The following is a 17,112-nucleotide window of genomic DNA, read 5'->3' as shown; positions in this document are numbered from 1 at the left end:
GCGGCCCCCGGCCGCCGGAAGCGGGCTGCTGGACGTGCGGGTCCCTGGGCCGGGTGTTGCAATGGCTGGAGGGACCGTCCGCCTCCGAGGAGTGGCCATGACCGATGACCTCGAGGAAATGGGACCCGTCGACTATCTGATCGTCGAGTTCCCCGGCAACCGTATGACGGGGGAGGGCTTCCCCTTGCTCGTCGATCTGGTCGAACGCGGCATCATCCGCATCATCGACCTCGTCTTCGTCCGCAAGGACACCGACGGGTCGATCGCCGCGCTGGAACTCAAGGAGATCGGGGACGAGATCGATCTCACGGTGTTCGAGGGAGCCTCCTCCGGAGTGCTGGACCAGAGCGACCTGGACGACGCGGGTGCCGCGCTGGAACCCGGCAACTCCGCCGCGGTCCTCGTGTACGAGAACGTGTGGGCCGCGCCGCTGGCCCGTGCCCTGCGGCGCGAGGGAGCCCAGTTGGTGGCGAGCGGCCGCATTCCCGTGCAGGCGCTGCTGGCCTCGCTGGACGCGACCGAACCGACGACGCCCCCGAGCGGGCCCGTGGCCGCCTGATGGGAGATGAGTGAGCATGCCAGGACTTCTTCGCGGCGCCGCCCGCACGGCGGTGGTCGCGGGTACGGCCACCGCGGTGTCCAACCGCGTCTCCCGGCGGCAGGCGGGCCGGTGGGCCGAGCAGGACTACGAGCGGCAACTCGCGGCCCAGCAGGCCGCGGCACCACCGCCCCCCGCGCCACCGCCCGCGGCGACGCAACCGGTCGCCGACGACATGACCGACAAGATCGACCAGCTGAAGCAACTCGCCGACCTGAAGGCCCAAGGGGTGCTCACCGAGGAGGAGTTCGAGGCCCAGAAGCGCCGGGTGCTCGGCTGACCCGCCGTGATGCACGGTGACCGGCGGACGATGTCCGAGGCGGACTTCCGCTCCCTGTACCGCCGGCTGCGCGATCAGGCACGGCACGACGGTGACCAGCCGCGCGGAGCGCTGGGCCACCTCACCCCCGAGCGGGTGCTGGCCGCCGCGGGCGAGGTCCGGCACGGACACACGGTGTCGCTCGCCGCCCCCATCGAGACCACGCCGGGTCCGGACAACCCCGAGCCCGCCCAGCACAGGATGACCGCGGCGGCGCACCGGGCGGACGACGACGCGCGAGGGCTGCGGTTCGCCCGCGACCGGTTCGCCATGAACGTGCACGGGGACGCCGACAGTCACCTCGACGCGCTGTGCCACGTGATGTTCGACGGTGAACTGTACGGCGGTGTCCCGGCGAGCAGCGTGACACCGGAGGGCGCCGGCGCGCTCACGCTGGACCTGGTGCGGGACGGCATCGTCGGCCGCGGGGTCCTGCTGGACATCCCGCGCCTGCGGGGCGTGCCGTGGCTCGCCCCCGGCGACCATGTGACCGCCGGTGACCTCACGGCGGCCGAGGCGGCCCAGGAGGTCACGGTCGGCCCGGGTGACCTGCTGTTCGTACGGGTCGGGCACCGGCGTCGCCGGCGCAGCCACGGCGCCTGGGACACGACGGAGGCGCGGGCGGGCCTGCACCCGGCGGCGATGGCCGTGGTGGCCGAGCGGCGCGTGGCCGCGCTGGGCTCGGACGGCAACAACGACACGGCCCCCAGCGCGGTGGCCGAGGTCCCGTTCCCCGTGCACGTACTGGCCGTGAACGCGCTGGGGCTGCACCTCATGGACTGGCTCGACTTCGAGGAACTGGCACCTGTCTGTGAACGGTTGGGCCGCTGGCACTTCCTGTGCGTGGTCGCCCCCCTGCGGCTGCCGGCGGCCACCGGCTCTCCGGTCAACCCGATCGCCGTCCTGTGACCGCGTCCGGGCACCGTTCGCTCCAGGTGCCGCACCGCCCCAGGGCATATACGTTCGAAGTGGGACAATGACGAAGTGAGGACGGTGGTCGCCATGGGCGACTCCCCCCATTACGACATCATCATCATCGGTACCGGCGCCGGCGGCGGGACGCTCGCCCACCGCCTCGCCCCCTCGGGCAAACGGGTGCTCGTCCTCGAACGCGGTGACTATCTGCGGCGCGAACGCGACAACTGGGACTCCACGGCCGTGTTCGTCAAGGGCAAGTACCGGGCCGACGAGTTCTGGCTCGACAAGCACGGCAACGAGTTCCCGCCCGAGGTCAACTACTACGTCGGCGGCAACACCAAGTTCTACGGGGCGGCGCTGTTCCGGCTGCGGCCCGAGGACTTCGGAGAACTGAGCCACCACGACGGCGTCTCTCCCGCCTGGCCGATCCGCTACGAGGACCTGGAGCCGTACTACACCCAGGCCGAGCACCTGTACCTGGTGCACGGCCGGCACGGCGAGGACCCCTGGGAAGGGCCGAGCAGCGCACAATACGCCTACCCGCCGGTCGAACACGAGCCGCGCATCCAGCAGTTGAGCTACGACCTGGAGAAGCAGGGACTGCACCCCTTCCACCTGCCCATCGGGGTCAACCTCACCCAGGGCGAGAACGGGCAGGCCACCCACTCCAGCGCCTGCATCCGCTGCAACCGGGTCGACGGCTTCCCCTGCCTGGTCCGCGCCAAGTCCGACGCCCAGGTGATCTGCGTGGAACCCGCGCTGCGGCACGAGAACGTCGACATGGTGACCAAGGCCCATGTGACGAGGCTGGAGACCGATCCGGCGGGCCGTAGCGTCACCACGGTCGTCGCCCGGCTCCCGGGCGAGGAGGAGGCCCGATTCACCGCGGACATCGTGGTGGTGGCCTGCGGGGCGGTCAACTCCGCCGTGCTGCTGCTCGCTTCGGCGAACGACCGGCACCCCCATGGGCTCGCGAACAGCTCGGACGTGGTCGGCCGGCACTACATGCGGCACAACAACCTCGCCCTGATGGCCATTTCGAAGGAGCCCAACGACACGCAGTTCCAGAAGACCCTCGCCCTGCACGACTGGTACCTCGGCGCGGACGACTGGGAGTACCCCCTCGGTGGCATCCAGATGCTCGGCAAGTCGGACGCCGAGCAGATCCACGGCGAGGCCCCGCGCTGGGCCGGAGCGGTCGCACCGGACATGCCCTTCGAGGTCCTGGCCCATCACGCCGTCGACTTCTGGCTGTGCGGGGAGGACCTGCCGCAGCCGGACAACCGGGTCACCCTGGACGGCGACGGCCGCATCCGGCTGACGCTCGACGAGGACAACAACATCGCCGGTCTGAAACGCCTGCGGCACAAGCTCCAGCACATGCTCGGCCACCTGGGCATGCACGAGCACCGTCTGCTGTCCCACAGCATCTATCTGCACAAGGGCATGCCGATCGGCGCGACCGCGCACCAGGCGGGCACGGTGCGGTTCGGCACCGATCCGGTGTCCTCGGCCCTGGACGTCAACTGCAAGGCCCACGACCTGGACAACCTGTACGTCGTCGACACGAGCTTCTTCCCGAGCATCGGGGCGGTGAATCCGTCCCTGACGGCCATCGCGAACGCCCTGCGGGTGGGAGACCACCTCCTGGAGCGGCTGAGCTGACCGGCATCCGACGAGCGGCCCGACCGTCCGACCGGGCGAGATCCTCAGCCGGTCGGCTCAATGCGGGGCCTCCCGGGGTGCCGCCGCCCGGCCACGGTGGTGGTGTGGCACCGAACCCCGGGCCACGGCCCCGCCACGGCCCTGCGGAATCCCGGGTCCCGCGACGGAGGAGTAGGGCATCGTGAGTTCCACCGAGGGCGCACCCCAGGGCGTGATCCCCGCGCAGCTGCTCAAGGGCCAGAAGGCGCTGGTCACCGGCGCGAACTCCGGAATCGGCAGGGCGACGGCCATCGCCCTCGGCCGGGCCGGGGCCGACGTGGTCGTCAACTATGTGGCCGGCGCCGAGGAAGCGGAGAAGGTGGTCGACGAGATCACCTCCTTCGGCGCGCGGGCCGCGGCCTACGAGGCGGACGTGTCCAAGGAGGACCAGGTCGTCGCCATGATGGACCGGATGGTCCAGGAGTTCGGCACGATCGACATCCTGGTCGCCAACGCCGGGATGCAGCGCGACGCCTCGTTCACCGACATGAGCCTCGCCCAGTGGCAGAAGGTCCTGGACGTCAACCTCACCGGGCAGTTCCTCTGCGCCCGGGAGGCGACCAAGGAGTTCCTGCGGCGCGGAGTCGTCCCCGAGGTGTCCCGCGCCGCCGGGAAGATCATCTGCATGAGCTCGGTGCACCAGGTCATCCCGTGGGCGGGGCACGTCAACTACGCCGCTTCCAAGGGCGGCGTACAGATGATGATGGAGACCCTGGCCCAGGAGCTCGCCCCGAAGAAGATCCGCGTCAACGCGGTCGCCCCGGGAGCCATCAAGACGCCCATCAACCGCAGCGCCTGGGAGACGGCCGCGGCTCAGAAGGATCTCCTGCGGCTGATCCCCTACGACCGCGTCGGCGACCCCGACGACATCGCCAACGCCGTCGTGGGCCTCGCCTCCGACCTCATGGACTACGTCGTGGGCACCACCCTCTTCGTGGACGGCGGGATGACCCTCTTCCCCGGGTTCGCCACCGGCGGCTGACCCACCGCACCCGCGCCGGCCCCGGAGAGGCTCCCATGTACACGGTCCTGTCGCTGGCGGACGTGCCGGCGCAAACGCTCCCGGCCAGATCGTTGATGGCCTTCACCCTCGCCTCCCACATCATCCTGGTGCCGCTGGGCGTGGCGCTGCCGCTGATCACGCTCATCATGCACGGCTACGGTCTGCGCCGCGACGACCCGACCGCCCTGCTGCTGGCGCGGCGGTGGTCGGCGGTGATGGCGGTCCAGTTCGCGATCGGGGTCGTCACCGGCACCGTGCTGTCCTTCGAGTTCGGCCTGCTCTGGCCGGGCATGATGGGCAGGTGGGGCGATGTCTTCGGCATCGGGTTCGGTGTCGAGGCCTGGGCGTTCTTCCTGGAGGCCGTCCTCATCGCCGTCTACCTCTACGGCTGGCGCAGGCTTCCGTCCCGCACCCACTTCCTGCTCGGGCTGCCGCTCCCGTTCGCCGCCCTGCTCGGCGCCTTCGGCATCCTGGCCGCCAACTCGTGGATGAACACCCCGCGGGGCTTCAGCCTCGACTCCGCGGGCAACCCCGTGAACGTGAACATCCGCAAGGCGATCTTCACGCCCATGTTCGGCCCGGAGTACTGGCACTTCGTCATGGCGATGTTCGTGACGGCGGGCTACGTCACGGCGGGCGTTTACGCCATGGGCCGGCTGCGCGGCCGCCGCGACCGGTACCACCGGCTCGGCTTCGCGGTCCCCTTCACACTGGCCGCCGTATGCACACCGGTGCAGTTCATGCTGGGCGACTCCATCGCCCGGCAGGTGTTCCACAAGCAGCCGGTGAAGTTCGCCGCCACGGAGATCGTCTGGAAGACCGACACCCACGTCCCGGAATACCTGTTCGGCCGGCTGCACCCGGACGGGACCATCTCCGGAGGCATCAAGATCCCGCAACTCGACTCCATCCTGGCCGGCTTCCGCCCGGACACGAAGGTCACCGGGCTGACCTCGGTCCCCGCGAGCGACCGGCCGACGCCCACCCAGGCCACCATCGTCCACTGGACCTTCGACACCATGGTCGGGATCGGCTCCCTGCTGGTGCTGCTCGCCCTGTGGTACGCCCTGGTCTGGCTGCGCCGCCGCAGGCTGCCCCGCTCACCGTGGTTCTACCGGTGCGCCGCCGTGGCCGGCGTCGCCTCCGTCGTCGCCGTCGAATGCGGCTGGATCACCACCGAAGTGGGCCGCCAGCCGTGGATCGTCTACCAGAACATGCGGGTCGCCGAAGCGGTGACGTCGACGCGTTCCGCCGCCCTGTGGACCATGTTCGGCCTGGTCGTCGTCGTGTACGTCGTCGTCTTCGCGTCCTTCCTGCTGGTGCTGCTGAAGATGCGCACCCGCTGGCGGCTCGCCGACGAGAAGGCCGACCGCGAGCCATCGGACCGGACCCCCGAGACGGACACCCCGTACGGGCCGCGCTCCACCGGGAGCCGGCCGTGATCGCCGGTGTCATCGCCGTCGTGCTGCTGCTCGCGGTCGCCGCCTACGCCTGCGCCGGCGGCACCGACTACGGCGCCGGCTTCTGGGACCTGACCGCCGGCGGGGCGGAACGCGGCAAGCGCCCCCGATGGCTGATCGACCACGCCATGGCGCCCGTCTGGGAGGTCAACAACGTCTGGCTGATCTTCGTACTCGTCATCATGTGGACGGGCTTCCCCGTCTTCTTCCAGCGGGTGTTCACCGCGATGTGGCTGCCGCTGGCCCTGGCCGCCGTCGGCATCGTGCTGCGCGGCGCCGGCTTCGCCCTGCGCAAACCCACCCGGCGGCTGGCCGGCCGGCGCCTGTACGGCGCCATGTTCGCCGTCTCCTCGCTGCTGACGCCGTTCTTCCTCGGCGCCGCGGCCGGGGGAGTGGCCTCCGGCCGGGTGACGGCGGGCACCCAGGCGTCGGCGGACGCCTGGTCCAACCCCACCTCGGTCCTGTTCGGGCTGCTCGCCGTGGCGACCACGGCCCTCCTCGGTGCCGTCTTCCTCGCCGCGGACGCCCGGCGCTTCGACACACCGGACCTGGACACCTACTTCCGGCGCCGGGCGCTGGGCGCGCTGGTCACGGTCGTCGCTCTCGCCGTGATCACCCTGGCCGTCACCCAAGGCGACGCGCCGCATGTCTGGCACGGGCTCACGCACGGCGTGGGACTCGTCTTCGTCGTCCTGGCGGCGCTGGCCACGCTCGCCACCGCGTGGCTGCTGATCCGGCCGTCCGGCGCCTGGTCCCGGGTCACCGCCGTCGGCGTGGTCGCGTCGGCCGTCCTCGCCTGGGGCATGGCACAGCGCCCGTACCTCATCCCCACCACGCTGACCGTCGCCGACGGAGCGGGCGCGCACACCACACTGCGCTGGCTGGGGCTCGTCATCCTCGTCGCCGTCGTGCTGGTCGTGCCCGCGGTCGCCCTGCTCTACTGGCTGGACACCCACGGCGAACTGGAGGGCCTCAGCGACAGCGACCTGCGCCGCGGCGGCACCGCCGACGAAGGATGACGGTGACCGAGGACGAGATCCTGCCGGGCCCCACCGGGGACGGCTACCGCCGGTCGAGAGCCGCGTTCAGGGTGAGGGCCGAGTCGATGAGAGCGAGATGGGTGAACGCCTGCGGGAAGTTGCCCAGTTGACGTCCCGTCGGGTCGATCTCCTCGGAGTACAGGCCCAGGTGGTTGGCGTACCCCATCATCTTCTCGAACACCAGCCTCGCCCGGTCGGTGCGTCCCGCGCGCGCCAGGGCGTCGACGTACATGAACGTGCACAGCGAGAACGTGCCCTCCGAGCCGCGCAGACCGTCGGGCGAGGCCTCGGGGTTGTAGCGGTAGACCAGGCTGTCGCTGACCAGTTCCTGTTCCATGGCGTCGAGGGTCGACGACCACATCGGATCCCCGGGGGTCAGGAACCCGACCGTCGCCATGCGCAGCAGCGAGGAGTCCAGTACCTCACTGCCGTAGTGCTGGACGAAGGCCTCGCGCTTCTCACTCCACCCCTTGGCCATCACCTGCTGGTAGGCGGCGTCCCGCTCGGCCTGCCAGCGTGCGGCCCCGGACGGCCAGCCGTTCGACTCGGCGAGTCGCACAGCGCGGTCGAAGGCCACCCACGACATCACCCGGCCGTAGGTGAAGTCCTGGCGGCCGCCGCGGGTCTCCCACAGCCCCTCCTCCGCCTGGTCCCAGTGGTCGGCCAGCCACTCCAGGTCCGTCAGCAGCGAGGTCCATCCCTTGTGCCCGACGTGGAAGCCGTGCTGCTGCGCGAAGTAGATGCTGTCCAGCGCCTCGCCGTAGATGTCCAGTTGGAGCTGTGTGGCGGCGCCGTTGCCGATCCGTACCGGCGCGGAACGCTCATAGCCCTCCCAGTGGTCGAGGAGCTGCTCGTCCAGGTCGGAGGAGCCGTCGACCTTGTACATGATGTTCAGCGGGCCCGTGTTGCCGTCGCTGCCGGCCCGCTCCTGGACCCGGTCGCCCAGCCAGACGATGAAGGCCCTGGCCTCGTCGGTGAACCCCAGTCCCAGCAGGGCGTACACCGAGAAGGAGGCGTCACGGATCCAGGTGAAGCGGTAGTCCCAGTTGCGCTCGCCGCCCAGCTGCTCCGGCAGGGCCGCCGTCGGGGCGGCCACCACGGCGCCGCTGGGCGCGAAGGTCATGAGCTTCAGCGTGATCGCGGACCGCTCCACCACCTCACGCCAGCGCCCGGTGTAGCGGGACTGGCTCAGCCAGGTGCGCCAGAACGCGGCGGTCTCCTCGAAGAGCCGCAGGTGTTCGGGCTCACGGACCTCGGCGGGCGGCCCTTCCGCGCCCATCTCCAGAATCATGCCGCGCTGCTGGCCGGCCTGGAGGGTCAGCGAGAGGTGCAGGTCGGACTCCCGGGCCGTGAGAACGTCCGTCAGCCGGTCGTCCTCCGGTTCACGGATGGGGTGCACGGTGAGCTTCGTGCCGTCGTCCGCGGCGAACACCGCTCCGTGCTCGGTGATGTGCAACTGGTGGGCCGTGCGCCCGTAGTCGAACCGCGGGGCGATCTCCACCTCGAACGTCATGCTGCCGCGCACACAGCGGACCAGGCGGACCAGCCGGTGGCGGCGCGTGACCGCCGTACCGGTCACGGGCATGAAGTCCATCACCTCTCCGGCGCCCGCCTCGGTCATGAACCGGGTCACCAGGATCGCCGTGTCGGGAAGGTACAGCTGCTTGGTCGCGTGGGTCGGGTGCGCCGGCCGGATGGCGCAGTGCCCGCCCTTCTCCTTGTCCAGAAGAGCGCCGAACACACTCGGCGAGTCGAACCGCGGGGAACAGAACCAGTCGATCACCCCGTCGGTGGTCACCAGCGCCGAGGTCTGCAGATCGCCCAGCAGACCGTGGTTCTCGATCAGTGGGTAGTCGTCCATCGGGGCGCCCCTTCCGGCATGCGATTCACCCGAACGCACCCCCCAGATCAGCGTAAGCCGGAGGCCCGCGTCGCGCGTTGCCAAAGACGTCGCTGCACACGGAGGGTGAGGACCCCGACGACCACGAGGACGACCACGTTGAGCAGCAACTGCACCAGCGAGCCCCACGCCTGATGCCAGTCCGCGAAGGCGAGCGAGACGGCGATGTCGGAGGCGGCGGGAATCGTGGTCACCGAGATGAACACACCGAGCAGGGCGCTGCCGCGTGCCTCGGCGAGCGAGACGATCCCGACCACGCCGGCGAGGAAGGCGACGACGACCGAGAAGAAGTCCGGCGTGTCGATGAGGTGGGAGACCGGCCGGAGCCCCAGTTCGAAGGCCCTGGACTGGAGGCCGGCGGCTCGCACCAGTACCGCGAAACCCAGCGTGACCACGATGGCCAGCAGGAAACCGGCCGTCAGGGCGCGCGTCCCCTCCCGGACCCGGCGCCGGTTGCGCCGGTCGAGACCGAGCGCGACGCTGGTGATCGCGCTGTACTCGGGGCCGACCACCATGGCGGCCACGATGAGGATCTGCGAGTTGGTCAGGATGCCGACCGCGCCGATGAGCCCGGCGATCACCAGGAACAGGTAGAAGGACGGCACATAGGTTCCCTCCGCCCGGATGTGGGCCTCGACCGCGGCCCACAGCGGAGCGCGGGCGAGCACGGGCGGCTGCTCGGCCTCGATCCGCTCCGCGCTCCGGGAGAACATCATGTCGACACCGTCCACGGCGATCGACCCCGTCCGGTCGACGCCCAGCTCGCGCAGGTCCTCCAGCACGCCGTTCGCGGCGCCCCTCGGCACATCGCACTCGACCGCGTCACCGCCCGTGACGTGGACCGCCCGCACGATCACCAGGTTCAGGACATGATCGTTCGAGGTGAGCAGATCGACGGCCGGCCGGGTGAGCGCGGGCGCCACGACCATCCGGAAGTGGACCAGGTCCATCCCAACCTCCGGAAACCTCCGGAACCGATCCCGGTACGCGCGCCCGGGCGTGGAGCACGCGGGCGTACCCGTCCACTATCACCTGTGATCGCCCACCGTGCCGAGTCGGGCGCCGCGCGCCGGACCCGTCCACGTGCCCGCAACGGACGTACTCGCCGGGCGCGCGTGCCCGCCGCGACGGATAGTGGAGTGGGGACGACGAACCAGCCAGCTCTCACCCCGGCACAGGAGGCCCGATGCCCGCTCCACGGTCGCTGGCCGCGCTCACCGGCATCGCACTGCTCGGCCTCGCGCTGACGGCCTGCGACGAGCAGGCGCTCGGCACGATCGACGCGCGCAGCGGGGTCAGGCCCGTCGAGAAGATCTCCAACCCCTCGGTCGACGGCTGCCACCGGTTCCGCGAGGGTGTGACCGCCGTGCACAACTACACGGAGAACGACATCATCCTGTTCCAGACGACCGACTGCACCGAACCGCCGGGCGGGCAGAGCGTCTACCTGCCCACGCAGACCTCGGACCAGGTGGTCCACTCCACCGGGATGTGGCGCAGCTTCACCATCGTCCACTGACCGCCGGAAGACCTGGCACCGCGATGACTGTTCACCCTGACAGTTCCGAGGACGGCCCCGACGCGGACCACCGGCGGCCCGCGCATCTGTCCGACGAGACGGTGGAGGCCCTGGGGTCGTTGTCGAAGGCGCTGGAGACGACCGAGCGGGCCCGCGGCCACCTGTACTCCTTCCACCAGCTCACCGGCAGCGCGGACTTCGAGCTGGACCGCGCGGTGGAACTGCTGCGCGCGGCCGGCCACGACGACTGGGCGGACCGTGTGCAGCGGGAGATCCTGGGCCGCAACGTCATCCCGGGGCACTGGACGTTCCAGATCGTCGAGGAGTACAACGCCACCTACTACCGGCCGTTCGCCGAGCTGGAAGCCCGGGCACGTCAGGAACTGGCCGACGGCAAGGACCACCTCTACGAGGCGGAGCTGAAGGAATGCCGCCGCACCCTGGGCCACCCCGACCACAGCGCGTGCCCCCGCCACTGACCGCGGTCACTCCTGTCGTACCGTCGCGTGGCGCATGCGCCGGTCAGCCGTGTGAGGTGTCCTCCGCCGTGGCGGTGGACGGGCGCAGCACCGGATCGCGGTCGATGGCGCCGCTGGGCGGCAGCAGGGCGACGGCGAGAACGAGGGCGGGCAGCGCCACGGCCGCCGCCCGCACCGTCCAGTGGCCCACGGCGAACACTCCGGGCCCAGCCGTGGTGTCCGGTACGACGGCGTCCCCGGCCCTGCCGCGCCACAGGCGCAGCCACGCCGCCGCCAGTTCCGGCCACACCAGGACCACACAGACGACGGCCGCCCACAGAGGCACCGTGAGCAGGTCCCGGTGGGCCAGTTCCAGGCTGCTCGCGACCGCCGCGGACAGCGGGTCGCCCGCCAGGGCGAGGGCCACGCCGCCCAGCAGGGTCACGACGGCGGCGTGCGCCAGCAGCGCCAGGGGACCGGCGACGGTCAGCAGCACCGGCACCACGGGCCGGTCGGCCCGCTCGACACACCACCGGCGCAGCCTCATGGGCGGATGGGTCACATTCCAGAACCCGTGCCGCCGGCCCGGCGGCCGCAGCTCGTCCAGCGCCTGCGTGACGACGGTGGGCCCGCTCACCGCCACCGCGTACCGGTCGGCCGCCAGTTCGGCACACCACAGGGCCGCCACCGGCACCATCACGACCGTCGCCTTCGACAGCACGACGACGACCTGGGCCCACATCAGTGACGCGGTCGGTTCGTGCCGCGCCGCCAGCCAGACCAGCGGCGCGACCCCGGAGGCCAGGAACACCAGGGGCCAGACCTGCACCGCGCGGGTGAACGGGCTGCCCAGGCCGGCGATGAGGTGTTCGCCGCAGTCGAGGTGGCCCACCTCGTGCACCAGCAACGCCCGGGCCCGGTCGGGGCTGCGCCGCCACAGGGCGACGAATCCCAGGGAGACGGCGATCCGCCGCTCGCGCCAGCCGGTCGCGTAGACCCGGGCGGGCGGGCTCCTGCCCCACATCGACACCGCCAGCGTGGTGCCCGGCGCGCAGGTCAGCGCCGCCTGCCGCAGGCCGGCGAGCCCTTCCTGTCCCGTGTCCTGTCCCGTCGCGTCGGCGGTGCCGTCGTCGAACGCGGTCGCGTCGGTGAGCCGGTAGCGCCACCGCGTGTAGCGGCCACGGACGTGCGGGACCACCACCGTGAACAGCCCGGCGACGAGCACCAGCGTGGGCATGAGCTGGCTCACCGTGGACACCCTCAGCGCGGCGAAGCCGGGGCTCGCGACGACCTCCGCGCCGTAGGCGCCCCGGTCGGTCCACAGGTCCCGGATCTGCGCGCGCCACCAGCCGACTCCCGAGGGCAGCTGCCACAGGTAGGTGGCCAGCAGCAGCCACAGCCACGGGGGCGGTGCCAGCGGCGTCCCGCCGTCCCGGGCGCGCGGCCTCATCCGGACCGTCCCGCCCGTCGGTCCGCCCGGCGCTCCGGCCGCCGGAGCGGCCTCGGCAACCGGGCGGCCAGCCGGCGCAGGCCGGCCCGTGCTCCGGATGCGGCGGCGGGTTCCTCCGCGTCCGGAGCACGTACGCCCGCCAGCAGGGCGAGGAAGGCGAGGGCCCCCGCGTCACGGCCGGCGTGCAGGGCCGCGACGGCTCGGGCGGCGGCCTGGTCTGCCGACGGACCCCGCATACCCCGGGCCTGCAGACAGCGCGACACCTCCACCACCGCACCGGCCAGCACGGCCAGCTCGGCCGCCTCGTCCGCGTCCGGCTCCGGGCCGCCCGTTGCCCCGGGTCCTGGCGCGGGTTCGGGCTCTGGTCCGGGCGTGGCGTCCGGGGCCGGACCTCCGTCGCGGCGCTCACTCAGGGCGAGCAGCAGGGCGGACGCGGAGATGGTGTTCGCGAGGACCGACGACCCCAGAGCCGCCTTCAGCAGCGCGTACGAAGCCGCCAGCGCGTCCCACAGCATCGGCAGCACGGCCGCGGCGAGGGCGCCTCCGGTACCCGCCGGGACCGAGGGGGCCGGGCGCAGCAGCACCCGGCGTCCTCGGCCGCCGCGCGTGTACACCCGGGCGGTGTGACCGGCGAAGTCGATCTCGTCCGGGGCGGCCGCCGACGCGATCCGCCCGGCCCAGTCGTCCAGGAGCTCCGTACCGCTAGGACCATTCGACACGGAAGCTCCTGGTGCCGTCGGCCGAGGTACCGCTGAGGGTCAAGGAGGCCGAGGCGTCGGACACGGTCCCCTCCAGGCTCGTACCCACCGCCATGCCGTAGGGGTAGTTGGTGTAACTGCCGCACTGGAACAGCGGCTTGGGTACGAAGACGAGGTTGAGCGCGGCGCCCTGGGCGGAGGCGGAGTCGGTGAGCCGGCCGGAGAGGTCCCCTCCGCCGTCGTCCGACAGCGACCAGTACTCGATCTCGACACCGCGGCCGTCGGTGGTGTCGGTTCCGCTGAGCGCGGAGGTCACTCCGAAGGCCCCTTCCGCCGTCTGGCTGTCACTGGCCCAGGACAGGTGGAAGGAGTTGCTCTCCGATCCGACCGGATCGTCGATGACCAGCGTCGCGGGAAGGTCGTACGACTGCGAGGCGGTGGCACAGCCGGGGTCGGCGAAGTCCACGCTGACGTGCGCGGTGCCGGTCCACGTCCCGCGCGGTACCCCGGACGACGTCTCCGTGTCCGCGGAGTCCGTCTCGGCGGTCGTGGTGTCCTCCGGTGTGCTCAAAGGCTCCGGAATCGCCGTCTCCTCCTCGGCCGGTGTGCCGGCCGGCGTCGCGGTCGCCGTCTCCGCGTCGGTCGTGGCCGTCGACACGGCCGTCGCCGGCGCACCGGCGTCCGCCGACGCCCCCGACCCGCCGCCACCGTCACCGCCGCACGCGGTGAGGCTCGTGAAGCACCCCAGCAGTACGAAAGCCAACAGGGCGGCTCTTCGCCGCCCTTGACGAACCATCATGTCTCCCCCTCCGGGTGCCCGGGCACCCGCCGACCGGACTATACGGAACAGGAGGCCCGCTCCCACCCCAAAGAGCGGAAAATCCCACGAATGACATCTTCGAAGCGAAGACAGATAAAAATCTCTCCGCCTCGGACACCGCCCGCCGGCCAGGGCCGCTCTCCGGGCGGCTGAGGGCCGAAGGACCCTCACCCCCCTGCCCGGTCGCGGCGGACGATGGAGCGATACCGCTGAACCAGGCGAAGGACGAAAGACGGACCGGCCATGTATGCCAACGACGGTTTCCGCGAGCTCGACCGGCAGGAGTGCCTCCGTCTGCTGACGAAGGTGCCGGTCGGCCGCATCGTGCACACCCGCCGTGCCCTGCCCGCGGTGCTTCCGGTCAACTTCTGCCTGGACGACGACGGCGCGGTGCTGCTGCGCACCTCGGCGGCCTCGGAGCTGGCCCGCGCGGTCGACGGCGCGGTGGTCGCCTTCGAGGCGGACGAGGTCGACGCGGCCAGGCGCGCGGGATGGAGCGTCGTCGTCACCGGCCGGGCCACGGTCGTGACCGATCCCGCCGAGCAGCGGCGGCTCACCCGGACCGGCCCGCGCTCCTGGGCGCCGTCCCCCCAGGAGGTGTTCGTACGCATCCACCCGGAGCTGGTCACCGGGCGCGAGCTCACCGGCGGGCGGACGCTGTACGGGGTGGACCTCGGGCCCTGAGCCGCGCCCCGCACGGGCGGCTCGGCCCGGGAACGTGGACCGAACGGCCCTGTCGGGTACCCGGAGGTCCGCCGGAGGGTGGGTGCTGTGCCCGCCCGGCACACGTCACGACCCCGATCGCCGTCCGACCCGGAAGGAACCCCCGATGTCCGTCGACACGCAGCAGGCGTTCACCGGGCTCACGGACGAGGAGCTCGCCGTCCTGGACGCCCACTGGCGCGCCGCGAACTACCTCTCCGTGGGCCAGATCTACCTCATGGCCAACCCCCTGCTGACCGAACCGCTGCGCCCGGAGCACGTCAAGCCGCGCCTGCTCGGCCACTGGGGCACGTCACCGGGCCTCAACCTGGTGCACACCCACCTCAACCGCGTCATCAAGGCCCGAGGCCTGGACGCCCTGTGCATCTGGGGCCCCGGCCACGGCGGACCCGCCGTCCTGGCCAACTCCTGGCTGGAGGGGTCGTACACCGAGACCTATCCGGACGTCACCCGGGACGCGGCCGGCATGGCCCGGCTGTTCAAGCAGTTCTCCTTCCCCGGCGGGGTGCCCAGCCATGTCGCGCCGGAGACCCCGGGCTCGATCCACGAGGGGGGCGAGCTGGGCTACTCCCTCTCGCACGCCTACGGCGCCGCCCTCGACAATCCGGACCTGCTGGTCGCCTGCGTGATCGGCGACGGCGAGGCGGAGACCGGGCCGCTGGCCGCCTCCTGGCATTCGAACAAGTTCCTCGACCCGGTGTGCGACGGCGCCGTCCTGCCCGTCCTCCACCTGAACGGCTACAAGATCGCCAACCCGACGGTGCTGTCCCGGCTGCCCGAGGGCGAACTCGACGACCTCCTCAGGGGCTACGGCCACGACCCGATCCACGTCACCGGCGACGACCCGGCGGCCGTGCACCGCGCGATGGCCGACGCCCTGGACACCGCCGTCGACAAGATCGCCGCTCTCCAGCGCGCCGCCCGCGAGGACGGTGCCACGGACCGGCCCCGCTGGCCGGTGATCGTGCTGCGCACCCCGAAGGGCTGGACCGGCCCGGCCGAGGTCGACGGTCTGCCCGTGGAGGGCACCTGGCGCGCCCACCAGGTGCCGCTGGCCGCCGTCCGGGACAACCCGGAGCACCTGCGGCAGCTGGAGCGGTGGCTGCGCTCGTACCGCCCCGAGGAACTGTTCGACGAGCACGGCGCCCCGCGCCCCGACGTCCTGGCCTGCGTCCCGGCGGGCACCCGGCGGCTCGGCGCCACCCCGCACGCCAACGGCGGCCTGCTGCTGCGCGAACTGCCCCTGCCGCCGCTGGAGCGCTACGCCGTCGCGGTCGACAAGCACGGCGCGACCCTGCACGAACCGACCCGCGTACTCGGCGACATGCTCCAGGACGTCATGGCCGCCACCGCCGACCGCCGTGACTTCCGCCTCGTCGGCCCCGACGAGACCGCCTCCAACCGCCTCCAGGCCGTCTACGCGGCCAGCGGCAAGGCCTGGCAGGCCGGCACCCTGCCGGTGGACGAACACCTCGACCGGCACGGCCGCGTGATGGAGATCCTCTCCGAACACACCTGCCAGGGCTGGCTGGAGGGCTACCTCCTCACCGGCCGGCACGGGCTGTTCTCCTGCTACGAGGCCTTCGTGCACATCGTCGACTCCATGGTCAACCAGCACATCAAGTGGCTGCGCACCACCCGCCGCCTGCCCTGGCGCGCCCCCGTCGCCTCGCTCAACTACCTGCTCACCTCGCACGTGTGGCGCCAGGACCACAACGGCTTCTCCCACCAGGACCCCGGCTTCGTCGACCACATCCTGAACAAGAGCCCGGAAGCGGTTCGGGTCTACCTGCCGCCGGACGCCAACACCCTGCTGTCGGTCGCCGACCACGTGCTGCGCAGCCGCGACTACGTCAACGTCGTCGTCGCGGGCAAGCAGCCCTGCTTCGACTGGCTGTCGATGGACGAGGCCAGGGTCCACTGCGCGCGCGGCGCCGGCATCTGGGAGTGGGCCGGCACCGAGGACGGCACCCGGGAACCGGACGTGGTACTGGCCTGCGCGGGCGACGTCCCGACCCAGGAGGTGCTGGCCGCGGCCCAGTTGCTGCGCCGGTACCTGCCCGGGCTGGCCGTGCGGGTGGTGAACGTCGTCGACATCGCCCGGCTGCTGCCGACCGAGGAACATCCGCACGGGATGAGCGACTTCGAGTACGACGGGCTGTTCACCGCCGACAAGCCGGTGATCTTCGCGTACCACGGCTACCCGTGGCTGATCCACCGCCTGGCCTACCGGCGCGAGGGCCACCACCACCTGCACGTGCGCGGCTACAAGGAGATCGGCACCACGACCACGCCGTTCGACATGGTGGTCCGCAACGACCTCGACCGCTACCGCCTGGTGATGGACGTCATCGACCGCGTCCCCGGCCTGGCGGTGCGGGCCGCGCCCGTACGCCAGCGCATGGAGGACACCCGCCAGCGCCACCACCTGTGGATCCGGGAGCACGGCACGGACCTGCCCGAGGTGGCCGACTGGGTGTGGAATGGTTGAACGGCGGACAC

Annotated in this window: 16 protein-coding genes; 11 read left to right on the top strand and 5 right to left on the bottom strand. The window is 71.6% G+C overall.

The window, feature by feature from the left end; genetic code table 11:
- The first annotated feature begins 97 nt into the window (after positions 1 to 97).
- The 7 genes from ABZ915_RS02785 to ABZ915_RS02755 all read left to right on the top strand — a co-directional run bounded on the left by ABZ915_RS02785 (position 98) and on the right by ABZ915_RS02755 (position 7,021).
- A complete protein-coding gene (locus ABZ915_RS02785; RefSeq protein ID WP_361794636.1) occupies positions 98 to 559 on the top strand; it encodes a DUF6325 family protein in 462 nt (153 codons plus the stop codon).
- 16 nt (positions 560 to 575) lie between these two features.
- Positions 576 to 878, top strand: a complete 303-nt coding sequence (locus tag ABZ915_RS02780) for an SHOCT domain-containing protein (protein WP_361794633.1) — start codon at positions 576 to 578, stop codon at positions 876 to 878.
- A gap of 30 nt (positions 879 to 908) precedes the next feature.
- Positions 909 to 1,826, top strand: a complete 918-nt coding sequence (locus tag ABZ915_RS02775) for a cyclase family protein (RefSeq protein ID WP_361794630.1) — start codon at positions 909 to 911, stop codon at positions 1,824 to 1,826.
- A gap of 93 nt (positions 1,827 to 1,919) precedes the next feature.
- The gene (locus ABZ915_RS02770; RefSeq protein ID WP_361795771.1) at positions 1,920 to 3,500 is read left to right on the top strand and encodes a GMC family oxidoreductase; all 1,581 of its coding nucleotides are present in this window, start codon (positions 1,920 to 1,922) and stop codon (positions 3,498 to 3,500) included.
- 181 nt (positions 3,501 to 3,681) lie between these two features.
- Positions 3,682 to 4,521: an SDR family oxidoreductase gene (locus tag ABZ915_RS02765; protein ID WP_361794627.1), complete on the top strand. Its 840-nt coding sequence runs from the start codon at positions 3,682 to 3,684 to the stop codon at positions 4,519 to 4,521.
- A 35-nt stretch (positions 4,522 to 4,556) separates the two neighbouring features.
- The gene (locus ABZ915_RS02760) at positions 4,557 to 5,984 is read left to right on the top strand and encodes a cytochrome ubiquinol oxidase subunit I (RefSeq protein WP_361794624.1); all 1,428 of its coding nucleotides are present in this window, start codon (positions 4,557 to 4,559) and stop codon (positions 5,982 to 5,984) included.
- On the top strand, positions 5,981 to 7,021 hold the full coding sequence (locus ABZ915_RS02755) for a cytochrome d ubiquinol oxidase subunit II (protein ID WP_361794622.1): 1,041 nt from the start codon (positions 5,981 to 5,983) through the stop codon (positions 7,019 to 7,021). Before ABZ915_RS02760 ends, ABZ915_RS02755 begins: the two co-directional genes overlap by 4 nt.
- A 43-nt stretch (positions 7,022 to 7,064) precedes the next feature.
- Here the strand turns inward: ABZ915_RS02755 and ABZ915_RS02750 are convergent, their stop codons facing one another.
- Together ABZ915_RS02750 and ABZ915_RS02745 are read right to left on the bottom strand one after the other, a co-directional pair.
- Positions 7,065 to 8,903: a glycoside hydrolase family 15 protein gene (locus ABZ915_RS02750; RefSeq protein ID WP_361794619.1), complete on the bottom strand. Its 1,839-nt coding sequence runs from the start codon at positions 8,901 to 8,903 to the stop codon at positions 7,065 to 7,067.
- 47 nt (positions 8,904 to 8,950) lie between these two features.
- Positions 8,951 to 9,892: a DUF389 domain-containing protein gene (locus tag ABZ915_RS02745; protein ID WP_361794616.1), complete on the bottom strand. Its 942-nt coding sequence runs from the start codon at positions 9,890 to 9,892 to the stop codon at positions 8,951 to 8,953.
- Between the two features lie 236 nt (positions 9,893 to 10,128).
- Between ABZ915_RS02745 and ABZ915_RS02740 the strand changes: the two genes are divergently transcribed.
- Both ABZ915_RS02740 and ABZ915_RS02735 read left to right on the top strand, forming a co-directional pair.
- The gene (locus ABZ915_RS02740; protein ID WP_361794613.1) at positions 10,129 to 10,461 is read left to right on the top strand and encodes a hypothetical protein; all 333 of its coding nucleotides are present in this window, start codon (positions 10,129 to 10,131) and stop codon (positions 10,459 to 10,461) included.
- Positions 10,462 to 10,484: 23 nt separating this feature from the next.
- A complete protein-coding gene (locus tag ABZ915_RS02735; RefSeq protein ID WP_361794611.1) occupies positions 10,485 to 10,940 on the top strand; it encodes a hypothetical protein in 456 nt (151 codons plus the stop codon).
- A gap of 43 nt (positions 10,941 to 10,983) precedes the next feature.
- On the opposite strand, the gene ABZ915_RS02730 is transcribed toward ABZ915_RS02735, so the two are convergent.
- The 3 genes from ABZ915_RS02730 to ABZ915_RS02720 are packed head-to-tail and all read right to left on the bottom strand — an operon-like array spanning position 10,984 to position 13,830.
- Positions 10,984 to 12,369 carry a M48 family metalloprotease gene (locus ABZ915_RS02730; protein ID WP_361794608.1) on the bottom strand — a complete coding sequence of 462 codons (1,386 nt, stop codon included), beginning with the start codon at positions 12,367 to 12,369 and terminating at the stop codon, positions 10,984 to 10,986.
- Positions 12,366 to 13,088: a hypothetical protein gene (locus ABZ915_RS02725; RefSeq protein WP_361794605.1), complete on the bottom strand. Its 723-nt coding sequence runs from the start codon at positions 13,086 to 13,088 to the stop codon at positions 12,366 to 12,368. The genes ABZ915_RS02730 and ABZ915_RS02725 overlap by 4 nt, the downstream gene beginning before the upstream one ends.
- The gene (locus ABZ915_RS02720) at positions 13,072 to 13,830 is read right to left on the bottom strand and encodes a hypothetical protein (protein ID WP_361794602.1); all 759 of its coding nucleotides are present in this window, start codon (positions 13,828 to 13,830) and stop codon (positions 13,072 to 13,074) included. Before ABZ915_RS02720 ends, ABZ915_RS02725 begins: the two co-directional genes overlap by 17 nt.
- Before the next feature lie 300 nt (positions 13,831 to 14,130).
- On the opposite strand from ABZ915_RS02720, the gene ABZ915_RS02715 reads away from it, so the two are divergent.
- Together ABZ915_RS02715 and ABZ915_RS02710 are read left to right on the top strand one after the other, a co-directional pair.
- Positions 14,131 to 14,571 carry a pyridoxamine 5'-phosphate oxidase family protein gene (locus ABZ915_RS02715; RefSeq protein WP_361794599.1) on the top strand — a complete coding sequence of 147 codons (441 nt, stop codon included), beginning with the start codon at positions 14,131 to 14,133 and terminating at the stop codon, positions 14,569 to 14,571.
- A 145-nt stretch (positions 14,572 to 14,716) separates the two neighbouring features.
- Entirely contained in the window at positions 14,717 to 17,101 is a 2,385-nt protein-coding gene (locus tag ABZ915_RS02710) for a phosphoketolase family protein (RefSeq protein ID WP_361794597.1), read from the top strand.
- Positions 17,102 to 17,112: the final 11 nt, after the last annotated feature.

Origin of the sequence: Streptomyces sp. NPDC046915, from assembly GCF_040644935.1 — a bacterium.
Taxonomy (GTDB): Bacteria; Actinomycetota; Actinomycetes; order Streptomycetales; family Streptomycetaceae; genus Streptomyces.
Note: the sequence above shows the minus strand (reverse complement) of the source record. Positions and strands in the feature narration are given on the sequence as shown.

Coding starts and splice junctions, on each gene's coding strand:
- ABZ915_RS02740 (WP_361794613.1), top strand. CDS start 10,129: ATGCCCGCTCCACGGTCGCTGGCCGCGCTCACCGGCATCGCACTGCTC.
- ABZ915_RS02775 (WP_361794630.1), top strand. CDS start 909: ATGTCCGAGGCGGACTTCCGCTCCCTGTACCGCCGGCTGCGCGATCAG.
- ABZ915_RS02735 (WP_361794611.1), top strand. CDS start 10,485: ATGACTGTTCACCCTGACAGTTCCGAGGACGGCCCCGACGCGGACCAC.
- ABZ915_RS02745 (WP_361794616.1), bottom strand. CDS start 9,892: ATGGACCTGGTCCACTTCCGGATGGTCGTGGCGCCCGCGCTCACCCGG.
- ABZ915_RS02785 (WP_361794636.1), top strand. CDS start 98: ATGACCGATGACCTCGAGGAAATGGGACCCGTCGACTATCTGATCGTC.
- ABZ915_RS02780 (WP_361794633.1), top strand. CDS start 576: ATGCCAGGACTTCTTCGCGGCGCCGCCCGCACGGCGGTGGTCGCGGGT.
- ABZ915_RS02730 (WP_361794608.1), bottom strand. CDS start 12,369: ATGAGGCCGCGCGCCCGGGACGGCGGGACGCCGCTGGCACCGCCCCCG.
- ABZ915_RS02750 (WP_361794619.1), bottom strand. CDS start 8,903: ATGGACGACTACCCACTGATCGAGAACCACGGTCTGCTGGGCGATCTG.
- ABZ915_RS02770 (WP_361795771.1), top strand. CDS start 1,920: ATGGGCGACTCCCCCCATTACGACATCATCATCATCGGTACCGGCGCC.
- ABZ915_RS02710 (WP_361794597.1), top strand. CDS start 14,717: ATGTCCGTCGACACGCAGCAGGCGTTCACCGGGCTCACGGACGAGGAG.
- ABZ915_RS02760 (WP_361794624.1), top strand. CDS start 4,557: ATGTACACGGTCCTGTCGCTGGCGGACGTGCCGGCGCAAACGCTCCCG.
- ABZ915_RS02715 (WP_361794599.1), top strand. CDS start 14,131: ATGTATGCCAACGACGGTTTCCGCGAGCTCGACCGGCAGGAGTGCCTC.